We start from the raw sequence: 17,157 nt of genomic DNA, 5'->3' as shown, positions 1-17,157 counted from the left end.
CGAGCATTTTCCCTATAACAAACGGCATACCAACCGATTGGCTAATACCGTAAGTAACTAAAAAAATATTTTTTTACTATAAATTTAGTATCTAATGTTTGCATATAAGTGACTATAGTTACAATACATAAAGATATTTTATATATACATACTAAGTATAAAAATTCGGCAGGTTGTTTATCAACAATAGTGCCAATGCGAAGTAGGCAACTATTGGCAGACTCTTAAGTGTGCATTATTATTTTTCATTTTCATTATTATGGCGCTTAAGATTCGAGTGCTTTACCACGGCGCGTATAGATATACATTTTCAAACTATGCGTAAACAGGAAAGGCCTCACTACAGCTATTATGTGTAAGTGAGGCCCGGGCTATACGCCTGAATAGTTACTATAAACTAAATAAGAACTAGTTTACCAAACGCAAAAAAAAGATACAAATCAATCTAGGCTTACTTTTTGGCGTAATAATAAAGGTTAACGGATGAAGCACTCGCCTTCTCACTGATAGTAAAAAAGCCCTTGGCATCTTTATCGAAGCAGATCGCTTCACCCTGTGGCTCTAGTCTGGTAACCAATGAACGACGGGTTCCGTACTGCAAGGCATCAGGAATAGATTGCCCCGCATCACGCTTCCAGTAAAAAACGGTTGTGTATGTTCTCACCAGAATTTCGTTGCCATCGGGCGAGATGGCGGCTCCTGTCACGTAGTTTGCCAGTCCACCACCAAACGAAGGTAATTCGCCAAAATCGGTTGCGGTAATCAGATCACTGGTATTTTGTGGGTAAGGCAACCCATAAAGATGTACTTTTTCTTCCCGCTTCGAGATCACATAAATGTCTTTCGTCTTAGGGTCAACAAACATGGCTTCGGCATCGCGCGGTCCTTGTGGATAGCGAAAGTTTATGCGCTCGATCTGCGTATTATTAATAGGCGTTTGCAGGTTTGCCGGTTCGGGCAGGCGATAAATCTGGACGGTCAGATACTGGCTGTTATTGTCGCCAATTTCCCCAATGTAAATATAATTGACACCGTCTTTGGGTCCTGGTCCAATGGCCAGTTCCTCCCAATCACGATTGGCAATTGACGGTACGGCTATTTTACCTTTTACCGCACCATCGTAACCCAATAGTGCTAATTCGGCTGGGCTGCCGCTATCCTGTTCGATCCAGAGATTACCGGGTTGACTACGACTGTCGGCCATGCCCGATGCTTCGTCAATTTGACCGGGTGAAACAGGAGTGGTCGTTGGATCTGATGCAAAATTAGCCTCGTAAACACTGGGCACGCTGAGTTTACACGCAGCCGCAGCTATCCCTAAAACCAGCAAAATGAAATTACGCATGAAGACTTCCGGTTGATTCAATTGCCAAAGTAACGAATTGACAGGCACAAATGATAAATGCGCTTTTCAGTTTCGCCTAAGTGGTACTCATTTCTGATTAATAATTCAGGCAGATATACCCACATAGAACACATTTATTTTCGCTCCGACACATTGGCCGATTTAGGCAAAGACAACTGGTTAATTAGGAAACATTAGTTTTAGACGCCTTTGTGCTTTACTTACTTAACGATCACTTTACTCTTATACCTTTATTGTATGCGTACGACATCAATCCGTTTTTCAGCCGCTGTCTTGCTGCTTGGTTTGTGCATTAGTTTCATCAGCCGACCTACGGCTGACGGTTGGGTTAGTATCTTCGATGGCAAGACCCTTACCGGCTGGAAACTCACCGACGAAAGCCCCTCGACCTTCAGTGTTCAGGATGGTGCTATTGTTGTTGCCGGCCCACGCGCTCACTTATTTTATGAAGGGCCAGTAAACAACCACAATTTCAAAAACTTCGAATGGAAGGCGCAGGTTAAAACAACACCTGGCTCAAATTCGGGTATGTTTATTCACACAGCCTATCAGCCATCAGGATGGCCCTCCAAGGGCTATGAAATTCAGGTAAACCAATCCCATACCGACTGGCGCAAAACGGGTAGCGTTTACGGGCTTCAGGATGTGAAAGAAGTATTTGTAAAAGATGATGAGTGGTATACCGAACACATCATTGTACAGGGCAAGAAAGTGATTATTAAAATCAATGACAAAATTATCAATGATTACACCGAACCCGACAGCGTTAGCAATGCCTCGTCGACCAAAAAGTTAAGCAGCGGCACTATAGCCCTTCAAGGTCATGACCCAAAAAGCAAGGTGTATTTTAAAGACATCATGATTAAAGTATTGCCGGATTAAAAGGAGGAGAGGGAAGAGTGGGAGGAAGGAAAAAAGGGAGCAATTCCTCTTCCCTCTCCTCCCCTTCCTCCCACTCTTCCCTCTCCTCTCTTATTTAAACTTCTGAATGCTATACTCATTAGCCTGAAGCAGGGCCGGGTTTTTAGCTGCTACAGCCGCGCCGACGTCATCAATACGGGCGTTAAGTGAATAAATCGCATTATTTACCAGCACATTGGTTGTTGCCTGATCATAGCCAACACTGTCCGTTTTAACAATAGCGGCTGTTTTCCAGCCATCGGTACTGCGCACCTGCGACACCCGCTTACGGTTATTAACAACATATAAGTCATTGTTGTACAAGAGCATACCATCGCCATTCAGTAAGGTAACGCCTGTTATCTCCGAAATTTTATTCGCGTTGGCCAAATCAACTTTGAACAATTTCCCTTCATTCGACTTCACCACGATCAGGAATTTATCGGAATGATATACAATACCATTCAGGTTGAAGCCCTGTGCACCATTAAAGAGGGGCGAATTGACAAGTATAGTTGGCTTGGTCGTATCAGCGGGCACTTTATAAATGACTGGTGCAAATGAGTCAGTCACATACGCATTTCCCTGATCGTCGAAAGTAATGTCATTGGCAAAGTGATTGACATTGGGCAACAGCGCAGCTAAATCTACCCGGCGAAGATTTTGCCCCGACACAAGATCATATACAAACAAACCAGCCGTTTTCAATGCCGTTTGCGCCAAGCTTTTTGTTGACACACCCTGGTCGCCATTACAGACATAAAGCTGATTACCCCTCACTTTCATACCAATGCTACTAATCAGTTGCTGGTCATTGGTAATCAGGTCGGCGTAGCGGCCTTGTTCATCTACGGTTCCCACTTTCCCCTGCGTAATTGAGCTAACCAGAAACTTATTCAGTACGGGTGAGTAAGTAATTCCTTCTGGATACTGTCGTGTGGCCGAAAACGCAATACGATCGGGATTAATCGGGGCATCAAAAACAGGATCATCGGTATTACAGGATGAAACAAGAATGGCCAGAGCAACCAGTTTACAGGCTGAATGTATCATACGAAACGTGTCAGGTTGTGTCTATTTGATAATATCATTACCCATAAATCAGGTTTCGGCGCTAAATGTTTAATGAATCATACCTTGTTCCGGGGCCGGGCTACCCAAATCAATCCTAAACCATAGCGGTCTATTTTGAGTTTTATAGCCAGACAAAAACACTCTCCGCTTATGAACCATTTCACGACCCTGACCGAAGCGATGGAAGACCTTCGGACACGCGGCTACACGCATGAGTTTGGCCCGAAAAAAGATTTTCTGGAAGAAAAAAGTACCGAAACAAAGCTGAAAAGCGAAGAATTTACGGTCGATGAGTTTCATCGTTTTGAGGGCACCTCTGACCCCGGCGATGAAATGACGCTATATGCAATTACAGCTACCAATGGTATGAAAGGCGTTTTCGTGTCGCCACAAGGAACCTATTCCAATGAAGTGTCGCCTGAGCTTATGGCAAAATTCAATGTTTCTGACCGCGCCAACGTCAATACGGATGGAGCTGTAAAGCCAATTGACCCTGTTTCAGCGGCCTAATAAGTCATTTCTACGATATTTGCAAGAAAAAAGTCCGGAACATGTAAAAATTTCCGGACTTTTCACTATATTTGCGCCCTTTACAAAAAACACGCTGTTCTTTTTTGGTGCTAATACATTATGAAGTTATCCGAATTCAAATTTGATTTACCCGAAAGTCTTATAGCCAAATACCCGGTTGAGCGGGGTGAATCTCGGCTGATGGTCATAGACCGAAAAGCCAAAACTATTGAACACAAGCAGTTTTCGGATATGCTGAGTTATTTCAGCGATGGCGACGTGATGGTGATCAATAACACCAAAGTTTTTCCGGCACGGCTGTATGGCAATAAAGAGAAAACAGGTGCAAAAATTGAAGTTTTCCTCCTGCGCGAACTGAACCGCGAGATGAAACTTTGGGATGTACTTGTAGATCCCGCCCGTAAAATTCGGGTTGGCAACAAATTATATTTTGGTGATAGTGACCTAGTTGCCGAGGTAATTGATAATACAACTTCGCGTGGCCGGACAATTCGTTTTCTGTTCGATGGTAATCACGAGGAGTTCATGAAAGCCGTTGACGAATTGGGCGAAACTCCTATCCCCCGCGAAATGAACCGGGAAGCCGAAGAAGCTGACCGGGATGCGTATCAAACGGTTTTTGCCCAGCATGTAGGTGCTGTAGCCGCGCCAACTGCCGGGTTGCACTTTACCAAGGCCATGATGAAGCGGATGGAAATCAAAGGCATCCATTTTGCCCCCGTCACGCTGCACGTGGGTCTGGGTACATTCCGCCAAGTTGACGTTGAAGACTTGACCAAACACAAAACGGATTCTGAAAACTATCGGATTCCCGAAGAGTCGTCCAAGATTGTGAATACAGCTCTTGACGCAGGCAGACGTGTGTGTGCCGTTGGCACTACTTCACTGAAAGCCCTCGAATCATCAGTATCGGCAAACAGCCGGTTGAAGCCCGTTGAAGGCTGGACGGATAAGTTTATCTTCCCTCCATACGATTTCAAAATTGCCAATTCGTTGCTGACGAGTTTGCACCTTCCAGAATCTATTCTGATCATGATGACGAGCGCTTTTGGTGGTCACGAACTCATCAAGGAAGCCTATCAGGTGGCCATAAAGGAAAAGTATCGTTTCTTTAGCTATGGCGATGCCATGCTGATTATTTAAGGAGTAACGACTGCGCTTTGCGGTTGGAAAGTGGTAAGTAGTAAGTAGTTTTGTCGAGCGTGTTAGCCCTATGACAGACGACTTACCACTTACCACTAATTTTTTTGCCATCATTGTTGCTGGCGGCAGCGGCAGCCGGATGAAATCTGATATACCGAAGCAGTTCCTGCTCCTCAACGGTAAGCCTATCCTTCAGCATACTATCGAGCGATTTTTAGCGGTTCGACTCTTTGAGCCAATCTTTTTACAGACCGGAACCTCACAATCTGAACTAGTTAACGAAGGCTCTCTTCACGTTATCCTCGTTCTGCCCGTCCGTGAACGATCAATGTGGGAAAAACTTTGTAACGAACACAATTTTCACCCCAACATCCAGATCATTGACGGGGGTTCTTCACGCTTCCAGTCGGTGCGGAATGGCTTGAACGCGATTCAGGTGCCAACCGGATTAGTAGCCGTTCACGACGGGGTTCGGCCGTTCGTTTCACCAGACATTATTCGGGCTAGTTTTGAGACGGCCGCCCGTACTGGCTCGGCTGTAACCTGTGTGCCCGTGAAAGATTCTGTCCGGATTGTTAGCGCCGATGGTGTCAGTCAGGCTGTTGACCGTACTCAGTATCGACTGGTTCAAACTCCGCAGACCTTTCAACTGGATTTATTTCGGCAGGCGTTCAAAACCGACGAACAACCTTTTTTCACTGACTGTGCCAGTGTTATGGAATATGCCGGCTTCGCCATTACATTGATTGATGGATCTTACGAAAATATAAAGATCACAACGCCTGAGGATTTAAGATGAGCGGGTTGCTGACTACTCATAAACAACCAACAACCACACCCAATGCGCCACCGTTTCGCTCCTGATCATTACGCCAACGCAATCCTTGCCGGAGACCGATTGCTGTTGAGTCAGGCTATCACCCTCATTGAAAGCCGACGTGCCGACGATCAGCTTTTGGCGCAACAGGTGCTGGAGCGTATTTTACCAGAAACGGGAAAATCGATTCGCATTGGTATTACAGGAGTGCCGGGCGTAGGTAAAAGCACATTTATCGAATCGTTCGGCACCTACTTAACCAGCCTTGGCCATCGGCTGGCGGTATTAACGGTTGATCCAACCAGCCAGCGTTCGGGCGGCAGCCTGCTGGGCGACAAGACGCGCATGGAGACACTATCCATGAATCCAGCCGCTTATATTCGCCCCTCTCCTGCTGGTGATTCACTGGGGGGTGTTGGTCACCGCACCCGCGAAACAATGCTGCTATGTGAAGCGGCTGGTTTCGATATCATTCTGGTTGAAACCGTGGGTGTGGGGCAGTCCGAAACCGTTGTGCATGGCATGGTCGATTTCTTTTTGCTGCTCATGCTAGCGGGTGCGGGCGATGAATTACAGGGTATGAAACGCGGTATTATGGAATTGGCCGATGCACTCACAATCACTAAAGCGGATGGTGACAATCAACTCCACGCTAAACTTGCCCGGCTTGAATATCAGAATGCTCTTCACCTTTTTCCTCCTACAGGCATGGGCTGGTTTCCCCCCGTGCTCACCTGTTCAGCTACGACGGGTATAGGCATAGCGGATGTTTGGGTAACTATTCATGAGCATCAGCAATTGACTACGAAAAACGGCTATCGTGCCCGCCGACGGCAGGAGCAACAACTAACCTGGTTCCGGTCTTTACTTCGTCAACGACTGGAAAGCCGCTTTTACGAACAGCCGGGAATATATGACAACCTTATTGTTATTGAGGAACAGGTTCAGGCAGGGGCTATACTTCCAACCCTTGCTGTTGATATGCTATTGAGGTAAATGTATAATGAAGAATGTATAATGACAATAAATAAGCTGGGCATCTCTGAATGGTAAAATACTGATTGCCAAGACTACGCTAATCTTTTTCAAGATTACTACGCACTTTGTCATTCATTCTTCATTATACACTATTCATTAAACTAGGCGTTTCCTAACGTCCGATCTGGCTCATTGGCACGGGTGGCCGGCACAGTCTCTTCACTTGTGTTTGTTTTCCAATCCTTATTGGCTTCAACATTGTCATCTTCCGACGCGCGCGGTTGTCCCCATGACGCCCGTTTTGACTCGTCAATAGCCTCACCTGAAATACCATCGGCATCGTCTGCTTCGGCTACAGTGGCATCGGCCACGGCTACATCACCCGGTACATCGGTGTCGTTACTGTCGGCAACACGAGATGGCAGGTCATTGTCCAGATTCTTATCATTCAACTGCGCCAACTCGGGGAGAATACCCATCGTGTTGTGCATGCCCTGAGCCGCATATGACTCAGTACTTTCTTTCCGGGAATTGCTACTTACGCTCATAACGTTGATTAGTTAAGTGTTGAGTATTATTAAGATTTACTACTTAAAAGTCAGTTAATAGGCAGGCTGATTATTGAGATCCGTGCCTGTTTGGGCAACATCCTCTTCGCGTTCTTCCTGCTCGCTGTCGGATGTTTGGTCGTCATCCTGCTTTTTGGCGGCTTCCTGTGCTTTTGGAACTGGAACCTTATCATTCGACGCATAATCGTCGGGGCCCTCAGTTGTTACATCGACCATGGCTGTATTGGTTTTCTTACCATCAGCAATGGCAGACTCCATACCTTCTTCAGTTACTTCCATCGTGCTGTTGGTAATATCACCCATGCGAAGAACCCCATTTTTACTATCCATGTCGGTGCTACCTACACCTCGGTTATTGCGTCCATCCTGACCACCCCGAACCTGCTGGCTATCGAGCCCATTGGCAGAATTTTCCTGCTCGTATGTATTTTTATTGTCCTGTGCCTGCCGATCTACATCGGTATCGTCAGAACTAAATGGGCCTTCAGTACGGCCATTTATCTGGGCATCGTCCCGTTCTACTTCCTTTTCATCTTTCATGGCGTTGAGTCAGCTAATTTTATAGATTAACTTCCTTTCAGACAAAAAGTTTAGGTTAAACGGATTAGCAGTTACCATTAAAGTCGCACAGGAATATATTTAGCACACTATGAAAAAATGCATACCGAAAAATTAATAAACATACCGTATAGTATACATTATGCCTATTTAATCCACTTCCAACCTGATTAAGCTCTATATTCCGTCTTGATTCCGGTGCTTATAAATAGCTTTCATAGACACAGTCAACCTGTAATAAATAAAGACTTTATTACATTAGGTGACCTAGTAAACAGTATAAGCATCTTTTGGATACTAATTTTTTAATAGTTGGATAAAGCGTAATGCAGAAAGCGAGCTGACAATGTCGGCTCGCTTTTTTTACATAGTAGCTCTTGGGTTAAATAAAAAAAGAGGTCACCACTAGGATGACCTCTTCTTGTTTATCTAGTGCATTCGGAGCGTTTAATCAACGTCCCAGAACAGTTTAGTTGCAAAAACATCAATAGTCCCTTGTGCAGTTACGTTTGCTGAGTTTGACCCTCCTTCTGTGTTCGGATAGAAGAGACGAGTTGGGCGTTTCGTATCAGGCACCTGAATACTTTGGGGTGTAACCGGCAGATTAGTCCGACGGAATTCAGCCCATGATTCCAGACCGCTGAAGTTCGTCAAGGCAACCCATTTCTGGACAGCAATAGCGGCTAGTTTGTCTGTAGAGGCATCCCAGTCATAATTCACGACTTTGCTACCTTTGAAAGCAGCAGCACCGGCAGTATTAGCACCCAACACGCGGAACGATTGTACGATACCTTCTTCAAAATAAGCCTTAGCTGTACTTGGTAAGGTAACATCCGTATACCGTTGTTTAGCTTCTGCCAGCAGGAACTGAACTTCCGACGCCGTCATAACAACATAGGCCCGGTTGTACTCACCTTTCACCAGCAGGCTTGGTCCTACAGATGAAGTATTGGCAGGTAAATAGCCAGAGCTGGCTCCAAATGGCGTACCCACATAGTTAGCCGCAATTTCAGCTTTCGTGCTAACTCCAGGTGTGTTACTGTTTTCGCCACCGGCAGCATAAGCTATCCGTTTCAACCGCAGTGTATCACCGGATGCTTTCAGGTTATCAATCAGAAATTTCGTTGGCCGTGGGAAGTTATTCAATGCCCGTTTAGCACCTGTCTCGTTATAGCCCCAACGGTCATAAACAGGGTTTAACTGCCCTGCTGCGGGTTGGAAGAAAGAGGGGCCACCAATAGTGGCATCATATCCTGTAAGAAATCCTGAACCTTCTGTTACGATCTTATTGATTTCGGTCTTGATGTATGAATCCAGACTCGAAACTTTCGACTGACGAATCAGAATGCGCATCTTAAGGGAATTTGCGAATTGAATCCATTTCGTCGTGTTACCACCAAAAGCAATATCCGACGTACCGAAACTGCCACTGAACGGATTCGCTTTTAAATCGACAATCGCTTCGTCCAGTGCCGTGATCAGGGATGCATAAACAGCTTTCTGATCATCGAATTTTGGCGCCAGTACAGCAGCGGCTTTCAGCGCATCTGTATAAGGTATGTTACCATACAGATCAACCAGTTGCTGAAATAGCATGGCTTTCATCACCTTAGAAGGCCCTTTCAAAAACTTCTGGTTATTGGCATCAGCGTTATTGATCACAAACTGATAATCTTCCAGATTGTCGTAATAACTATCCCAATAATTAAAATCACCGTTGGTGAATTGATAGGCAAATTGGGACGTAACGATAATATACCCATTTCCCTGTGTCCACTGACCTGACCAGTAAAAACCAAGCTCGTTCGACCCCTGTCCATTCGTGTTTCCGGCTATGTTCGTCGCTGTTGTATTCAGCGCATTGGTAAACACATAGTTCGGTAATGAAGTTGGCAACTGGTTTGGGTTCGTATTGATATCCAAAAATTGTTTGGTATTGCAACTACTACCTGCCAAGGTCACTAAAGCAGCTATAATTAGTATTTTGAATTTCATATCAAGTTCTATGTTGCTGTTGACTAAAACGTAAGATTGATGTTTACACCATACTGGCGCACAGGTGGCGTTTGACCCGTCGTATTAATACCGATACCAACAGAGGAGTTCGTTGTAGGTGTCGATGTAGACTGGCTACCTGGAGTAGGATTACCCTGGTAACTGAATTCAGGATCTGTGTAGTAATTCAGCTTGTCAACAATTGTAAATAGGTTCCGTCCGTACACCGCAATGCTGGCACCAGAGAAAAGCTTCGTTTTAGTGAGCAGGCTTTGTGGTACACGATACGACAGGTTAATATCTCTGAGTTTGATGAACCAGCCTGGTGTAACAAAGTTCTCCGAGATCAACCGGTAGTTGTCCACCCAAAGAGAGTACTCAGCTTCACGAACGTTTGTCGCATTAGCTGATACACTGCCATCGGCGTTCAGGATGGCTGAGTTCGGGAAGACGTGAGGAGCACGATCTTCCGTCCATTTACCTGTTCCGGTGAACGTCATCTGGCGGCCCAGATCACTGAACATTACGTTGCCACCCCGGTATTCGAAGTTAAACGTAAAGCCGAAGTTGCCGTATTCCATTTTGGAACCCAACCCAGCAATGTGCCGTGGCAATACACCGCCACGAGGTAATAACGAGGTATTACGAAGTGGGTATCCTGTCGTTGCATTCACCAGAACACGACCTGAGTTATCCGGTGCATACTGATAGCCATCCGTTTTCAGAATTGGAAAGCGCTGATCTTTAATCACGTTCGTATTGGCATACGAGAAACCACCAATCTGGAATTCGTTAATGCCAGGGTAGAGGTCAACAACTTTGTTGTCGTTATAGGAGTAACGAACGCTGGCATCCCATGAGAACTTGCCTCCTCTGGCAATCAGGTATTTCACTTCTGCTTCATACCCCCAGTTCTTCGTTTCACCCACGTTGATCAGCAGGTTCTGGAAACCGGTCGAGTTTGGAACCCGAACCGTAATTACCTGACCTTTAGAATTTTGCGTGTAAGCCGATACATCAACATTAATTCGGTTGTTCAACAATTGAAATTCACCACCAATTTCCGATGAGTAAACCGTTTCAGGTTTGAGGTTTGGATCGGGCAGTGTATTACCAACCGTCAGACCAACCGTGCTGCCATATGGAAAGCTTGTTCCATTTGGATAGGTCAAATCCAGACCATACAACGGAATATTGTCGTTGGCATTTTTGTTGTAATTAGCGCGTAACTTGAAATAGTTCAGGAATTCGCTCTTAATGCTTGGGAACGCATCGGTAGCAATGAACGAAACGGCTGCTCCATAATAGGGATATGACCAGAAATTAGCTGCACGGTTGGGTTTGTAGAACTTAGATGTCTGATCAAAACGGAACGAACCATTCACGATCAGGTAGTTCTTGTAGTTCATGGTCAAGTCGGCATAGTAGCCAAGGCGACGTTCCTGTGTCAGAATCTGTCCACCTGTCAGGATACCCTGGCGGTTCGACACGTTATATACATCTGGAACGACAATCGAGTTTGATCCTACGCCAATGTTATTTGTTGTGCGCTGGTATAAGCTGTTACCTAAAATTAACCGATTTGATAGGGGGCCTAAGTCTTTCGATAGCTGAACCTGGAATTCGTTATTGATAACATTTTCAGTACCCGAATAATCTAATACAGAACCTGGAGTATCCGTAATAGCCCGGTAGATACCAGTACCATCACCATCCCGGAAGAACGGAGCCGGAATAAATGATTTGCTTTTCGCCCAGTCAGTATATGTGAATTTACCCGTTGTATTCTTACCCGTCCGGGAGTTGTTCATAATACCCACCCGGTTTGTAATCGATAACCAGTTCGTGGCTTTGAGGGTAAGATTCAGGTTACCGTTAATGTTGGCATCCTTGTAGTTCAACCGGTTATTGTCGGCTTCGAAATAGGGGTTGTTATAATAATCATTATAAAAACCGTTCGGGTTTGCCAATGGATTGGTCTGCCAGTTGCGCAGATCACTCAGGGGTAAGTTAGCTGGCTGATTCAGTACGTTGTTATAGAAGTCAGACGATGTGCGGTTGTAAACACCCTGTACATAACCGGCGTTAAAGCTGGCGGTCAGTTTACCGTATTCCTTCGTGGCCGACAGACGTGTACCTGTCCGGTTACTTTTGTCGCCAGGCACAATCCCATTTACGGATTGATTTTCAATCGACATATAGAACGAACTGGTTTCGTCGCCACCCTGGAAATTAACCTGATTGTTTACCGAAACACCCGTGTTAAAAGCTTTCCGGCGACCATTTGGAACGGCTGAATAGGGAATAAGCAGTTGACTGCCGTCTTCCGCTGTCCGTCCCTGAATCCGCAAAGAGCCATCAAAAGCATCACCATACTGCTGGTTTTCATACGAACGCCAGTTGTCGGCCATACGAGCCAGATAATCCGTTTTATAGCCTGCTGTACCGAAAGCCGTAGCATAGTGTGAGCCAGAACCGTATTTGTCCTGAGTCTGAGGCATAAAACTAATTTGCTCGAAGTTCGTACTGTTTGAATAATTTACTTTCAGCTTGCCTTTTGCGCCCTTTTTGGTTGTAATAATAAGGGCACCATTGATACCCGATGACCCATAAAGCGTAGCGGCCTGGCCACCCTTCAGGATGGAAACACTCTCAATGTCATTTGGATTGATTGTCGACAGGATAGTCGATGTTGTCTGCATACCATCGAGCACGACCAGCGCTTCGTTGTTACCCGTTAAGGAACGATACCCGCGCAAGACGATTTTCACGGCAGGATCAACGCTGTTGTTTACGTTATAAACAGCCAGACCGGTTACTTTACCAGCCAGGGCCTGCGCCAACTGTGGCGAACGACCAACGGTTACGTCTTCGGTATTAACCTTAGATATAGCGTATCCAATTTCCCGCTGATTTTTCCGAATACCCTGCGCCGTCACAACAATTTCCTGAAGTTGCGATGCATCGGGTTTCAGGGCCAGATTAACGGTTGTCTGATTGTCGAGCGTTACGCTTTGGGTAGCAAAGCCAATAAAACTGATTTGGAGCGTAGCACCCTTAGCGGCATTGATCTGGAAGGCACCTTCCGCATTTGTCGTAGTCCCCTGGTTTGTACCCTTGATTAATACGGTAACCCCAGGTAACACAGAGCCGTCTTCTGATGAAGTGATTTTTCCAGTGATGGCCCGGTTCTGGGCAAGCAGTGGAAAAGCGAATAAACACAATATAAATTGTGCCAGTAAAAATTTGCGCATAAGTTGTAGTTATAAGTTAAGAAGTGGTACTCAAGTATAAAAACATCCCAAAGCTATTAAAAAAAGATTAAAGAAAATATTTTAAAAAATAGTTTACTACTGTCAGAAAAAGTTACACAATTCATCATATCTAAAATATTATTTTCATATAGGACTGTATTTCAATACTTACTATGGATTATCCCCCTATTAAATGTATTTAATTCTATTAATAGTATTTTAACAATGCACCTATTTATCTAACTATTTCTCCAAAAGATACTATTCGATTTTACACATTTTCTTCGATATTCAGTTTTACACTTTCTACCCGGGTTTTACAGGTAAAAAGACGGATAAAACATCCCGGTCACCACTAGCACATGTGGGTTGCGTTTTATAAACATTTGATATAATATATCGGTTAAATGGATATTTCTAGAATTAGTTACGTAAAGGAATGAATTTTGGCAAATAATTCAAAGAACCTCTTCTGAGTATAATCACCTAAATATACAACTTCGAAAACTACATATTTGTACATTATTCCCTTCCATCATTTGATTTTTTTCTCGATATAATGACACTATATTACCAGCATATTACCAAACATGCTCTGTTAATAATGCTTAATTTCAATTTTCTTAACTCAACTCTTTAAACAATTTTTCATCAACTTTTATGAGAAAAGTTCTAATTGGAAGCTGGTTACTCTCGCTCCTTTTTTGCCTGCCATTGCTGGCGCAGGATGCGGCTGTAACGGGTCGTGTGACTTCATCAGACGATGGGTCAGGTCTACCCGGTGTAAGTGTCGTTGTTAAGGGTACAACGCGTGGAACAACAACCGATGTAAACGGGAACTACCAAATTAATACCGGATCAAACACAACGCTGACATTCTCATTTGTCGGTTTTAAACCGCAGGATGTTGTTGTTGGTAATCGAAACTCGGTGAATGTAGTACTGGCAGCCGATGCATCTACACTGAATGAGGTAGTTGTAACTGGCTTTGGTATTCAGCGTACGGAGCGCGAAATCGGGACGTCGATTGCTCGTATAAGTAACTCCCAGATAACACAGGCTGCGCCGATCAACGTAGCGAATGGACTAACAGGAAAGGTATCGGGTCTTCAGGTTAGTACGACCAACAATGGTGTAGGAGCCGGGGCCCGTCTTACGCTGCGTGGTAACCGTTCGTTTCTGGGAAATAACCAGGCTTTGCTGATTGTGGATGGCGTTATTTCTGACATTAGTTTTCTGTCGTCAATCAACCCGAATGATATTGATCAGACAACCGTTCTGAAAGGCCCAAGCGCAGCTGCTCTTTATGGCTCCGATGCCTCGAATGGCGCCCTGATTATTACCACGTTACGTGGCACTAAAAACAACAAGCCTCAGATTACCTACACAAACAATACGCAGTTCGAGAGTATCTCATACATGCCCGGTCTGCAAACTCAGTTTGGAGCAAATGGTGGTGAAGGCGTGCCATTTTACGACCGCAATTATGCCCGTACGTATGTACCTTATGAGAACCAGCAATTTGGTACTCCGTTTGATGGCTCTCTTCAACCACTTGGCTATGGCGTTCAGATTCGGGATTCGAATGGAAACACTCGAATCGATACCCTGAAAATACCGTACTCGGCCCCATCCAAAGATCCCCGCAAGGCCTTTTTCAATACCGGCGTCACGCAGCAACACGACATTTCGTATCGAGTTGGCGATAACCTGAACTATTTTGGGCTAAGCTTACAGCGAGTAGACCAGAAAGGCGTTGTGCCGAACGACAAATACCAACGGACCAACCTTAGCATCAAGGGCGGCCGGTCGATCGACAAGTTCACGACCAATGCAGGCATGCAATTTTCGTATCAAAATTCGAATACCGAAAATGGAGATTTCAACCAGAACCGGCCCGTATACTGGAACGTGTTGAATCAGCAGCCACAGGCCCCGCTGAACAGCTATCCGCTGAACGATATTACGTCTCCCTATGGCGATGTAAATGGCTATTACAACGCTTATTATCCGAACCCCTACTGGCAAATAACGGGTGATAACTCGCGCAAAGTTACCAACATATATACGCTTCAGGGTTCAGCCGATGTATCGTATAAATTCACGAATTGGTTAAGCGTATTATATCGGGTTGGTGGCCAGTTTTACAACTCACAGCTGAAAGCGCACATTGCCGACGTTACTTTCTCCGACTATGCAACTGGCGACCCCTGGGAAGCGGGCAACATTGCCTCATCGGCTGGCGGCCACACGAACGCCACCGTACAGGATGCGACCCAGTTAAGAACGCGCTTTACGGGCGACCTGCTCGTTACGGTGAATCCTAAATTCGGTGATTTTACAACCCGGCTTATCCTTGGTCAGCAAACCCGCCAGGAGTACGCACGTAGTACCTACGATTATGCCGGAGCCCTTGTTGTTCCGGGCACTTATAACGTCGCTAACCGGCTAGGCAATGCCACACTGGCCGAATACAATAGCCAGAACCGTTTGCTGGGTGCCTTTGGCGATTTTACGCTGGGCTATAAAGAAGCTGTGTTCATCCACGCATCGGGACGTAATGACTGGACGTCGTTGCTGGCTCCCAGCAATCGCTCGTTCTTTTATCCGGCTGTAGATGCATCGGTTGTACTAAGCGAAATAATTCCCGGCCTGAAAGGCAACTCGATCCTTAGTTACGCAAAAATCCGTGGTAGCCTATCGAAGGTTGGTCAGGTAAACGTAGCGCCTTATCAGTTGCAGAACGTGTTCAACCCAGGAACAGGCTTCCCATTCGGCAGTCAGGCTGGTTTTGAGCAGAGCAACCAGCAAAATGACCCAAACCTGAAGCCGGAGTTTACAAACAGCCGGGAAGTTGGTTTGGAAGTTGGCTTATTTGACCGGTTCAACCTCGAAGCTGTTTATTACAACACACTGACTACGAATCAGACCGTACCTATCGGGATATCGCAGGCAACCGGGTATTCTACCGCGTTGATCAACACGGGTACGATGCAAAATCAGGGCTTTGAACTGGATTTGCGGTCAATTCGCCCATTGGTGAACACAGGTGGTTTTACGTGGGATATTAACGCCAACTTCACGTATCTGGAAAGCAAGGTAACTGATCTGTATCAGGACTTGCCACGGATCAATATTCCCTACGGATCAGACCCTTATCGGCCAACCTTAACGGGTGGTGCCTCAAACGTGTACGCGGCTAAATCATATGCGTATCCGGCCTTGTTTGTCAGTGATATTCAGCGGATTCAGTCTTCCGATGCAAAAGCACCGAACTACGATCCAACCGGGCAGTACACAGGCCGGCCTGTAGTTGACGCAACGGGCTATCCAATTCTGGATCCAAACCTGAAGTATGCCGGCACGACGCAGCCAAAATATCGCTTCGGCTTTACGAATACGTTTAAATTCAAAGGCTTGACTTTAGCAGCTGTTGTAGAATACCGTGGTGGTGCGGTTATCTACAATGCACTTGGCAATGCACTTGAATTTACAGGAGCTGGTGTCCGGTCGGTTTATGCAGGTCGGCAGAATTTTGTATTCCCGAACTCAGTACTCGTAACCAACAATCCAGACGGTATTACAACGGCTACCGTTACACCCAACACGAACGTGACGACCAAAGACGGCAATCTGGTGTTCTGGACTAATTCCGGCTACCACAATGCAGCGTCGAGCTATGTTACAAGCGCCGACTTCTGGAAGCTACGTGAAGTTGTACTGAGCTATAACATTCCAACGAAAATCATTGGTTACACGAAGTTCATCAAATCGTTGAACGTTGCGTTAACAGGTCGGAACCTGATTATGCTCCGTCCTAAAACCAACGTATTTACGGACCCTGAATTCTCGGGCGGCACGAACGCCAATGATACCAGTAATGCGGTTGGTACAACCACCGAATACCAGACGCCCCCAACACGGCTGTATGGATTCCGGCTCAGCTTTGGTTTTTAGCACTTAATTCAGCAA

At 45.5% G+C, this 17,157-nt stretch carries 12 protein-coding genes; 6 read left to right on the top strand and 6 right to left on the bottom strand.

Annotated elements, in window-relative coordinates; all coding sequences use genetic code 11:
• Positions 1-451: 451 nt before the first annotated feature.
• Positions 452-1,345 (bottom strand): PE-PGRS family protein, encoded by an 894-nt coding sequence (locus CWM47_RS25110; RefSeq protein ID WP_100991041.1) that lies wholly within the window; start codon positions 1,343-1,345, stop codon positions 452-454.
• A 258-nt stretch (positions 1,346-1,603) separates the two neighbouring features.
• Between CWM47_RS25110 and CWM47_RS25105 the strand changes: the two genes are divergently transcribed.
• Complete coding sequence (locus CWM47_RS25105; RefSeq protein WP_100991039.1) at positions 1,604-2,248, top strand: 3-keto-disaccharide hydrolase; 645 nt, start codon at positions 1,604-1,606, stop codon at positions 2,246-2,248.
• A gap of 90 nt (positions 2,249-2,338) precedes the next feature.
• On the opposite strand, the gene CWM47_RS25100 is transcribed toward CWM47_RS25105, so the two are convergent.
• Entirely contained in the window at positions 2,339-3,319 is a 981-nt protein-coding gene (locus CWM47_RS25100; protein ID WP_100991037.1) for a gluconolaconase, read from the bottom strand.
• A 171-nt stretch (positions 3,320-3,490) separates the two neighbouring features.
• On the opposite strand from CWM47_RS25100, the gene CWM47_RS25095 reads away from it, so the two are divergent.
• The 4 genes from CWM47_RS25095 to meaB all read left to right on the top strand — a co-directional run bounded on the left by CWM47_RS25095 (position 3,491) and on the right by meaB (position 6,827).
• Positions 3,491-3,850 (top strand): hypothetical protein, encoded by a 360-nt coding sequence (locus CWM47_RS25095; RefSeq protein WP_100991035.1) that lies wholly within the window; start codon positions 3,491-3,493, stop codon positions 3,848-3,850.
• A 120-nt stretch (positions 3,851-3,970) separates the two neighbouring features.
• A complete protein-coding gene (gene queA / locus CWM47_RS25090; RefSeq protein WP_100991033.1) occupies positions 3,971-5,014 on the top strand; it encodes a tRNA preQ1(34) S-adenosylmethionine ribosyltransferase-isomerase QueA in 1,044 nt (347 codons plus the stop codon).
• 70 nt (positions 5,015-5,084) lie between these two features.
• Positions 5,085-5,813, top strand: coding sequence for a 2-C-methyl-D-erythritol 4-phosphate cytidylyltransferase (locus CWM47_RS25085; protein ID WP_100991031.1), 729 nt, complete (start codon positions 5,085-5,087; stop codon positions 5,811-5,813).
• Positions 5,814-5,855: 42 nt separating this feature from the next.
• Entirely contained in the window at positions 5,856-6,827 is a 972-nt protein-coding gene (gene meaB, locus CWM47_RS25080) for a methylmalonyl Co-A mutase-associated GTPase MeaB (protein ID WP_100991029.1), read from the top strand.
• A gap of 143 nt (positions 6,828-6,970) precedes the next feature.
• On the opposite strand, the gene CWM47_RS25075 is transcribed toward meaB, so the two are convergent.
• The 4 genes from CWM47_RS25075 to CWM47_RS25060 all read right to left on the bottom strand — a co-directional run bounded on the left by CWM47_RS25075 (position 6,971) and on the right by CWM47_RS25060 (position 13,185).
• Positions 6,971-7,357: a hypothetical protein gene (locus CWM47_RS25075; RefSeq protein WP_100991027.1), complete on the bottom strand. Its 387-nt coding sequence runs from the start codon at positions 7,355-7,357 to the stop codon at positions 6,971-6,973.
• Between the two features lie 54 nt (positions 7,358-7,411).
• Positions 7,412-7,918, bottom strand: a complete 507-nt coding sequence (locus CWM47_RS25070; RefSeq protein ID WP_100991025.1) for a hypothetical protein — start codon at positions 7,916-7,918, stop codon at positions 7,412-7,414.
• A gap of 465 nt (positions 7,919-8,383) precedes the next feature.
• Positions 8,384-9,931, bottom strand: coding sequence for a SusD/RagB family nutrient-binding outer membrane lipoprotein (locus tag CWM47_RS25065; protein ID WP_100991023.1), 1,548 nt, complete (start codon positions 9,929-9,931; stop codon positions 8,384-8,386).
• 23 nt (positions 9,932-9,954) lie between these two features.
• Positions 9,955-13,185: a SusC/RagA family TonB-linked outer membrane protein gene (locus CWM47_RS25060; protein ID WP_100991021.1), complete on the bottom strand. Its 3,231-nt coding sequence runs from the start codon at positions 13,183-13,185 to the stop codon at positions 9,955-9,957.
• A 660-nt stretch (positions 13,186-13,845) separates the two neighbouring features.
• Here CWM47_RS25060 and CWM47_RS25055 point away from each other — a divergent pair.
• Complete coding sequence (locus CWM47_RS25055; RefSeq protein WP_100991019.1) at positions 13,846-17,142, top strand: SusC/RagA family TonB-linked outer membrane protein; 3,297 nt, start codon at positions 13,846-13,848, stop codon at positions 17,140-17,142.
• The last annotated feature ends 15 nt before the right edge of the window (positions 17,143-17,157 follow it).

Source organism: Spirosoma pollinicola (assembly GCF_002831565.1).
Classification (GTDB): Bacteria; Bacteroidota; Bacteroidia; order Cytophagales; family Spirosomataceae; genus Spirosoma; species Spirosoma pollinicola.
This window is presented reverse-complemented; position numbering and strand designations above follow the sequence as displayed.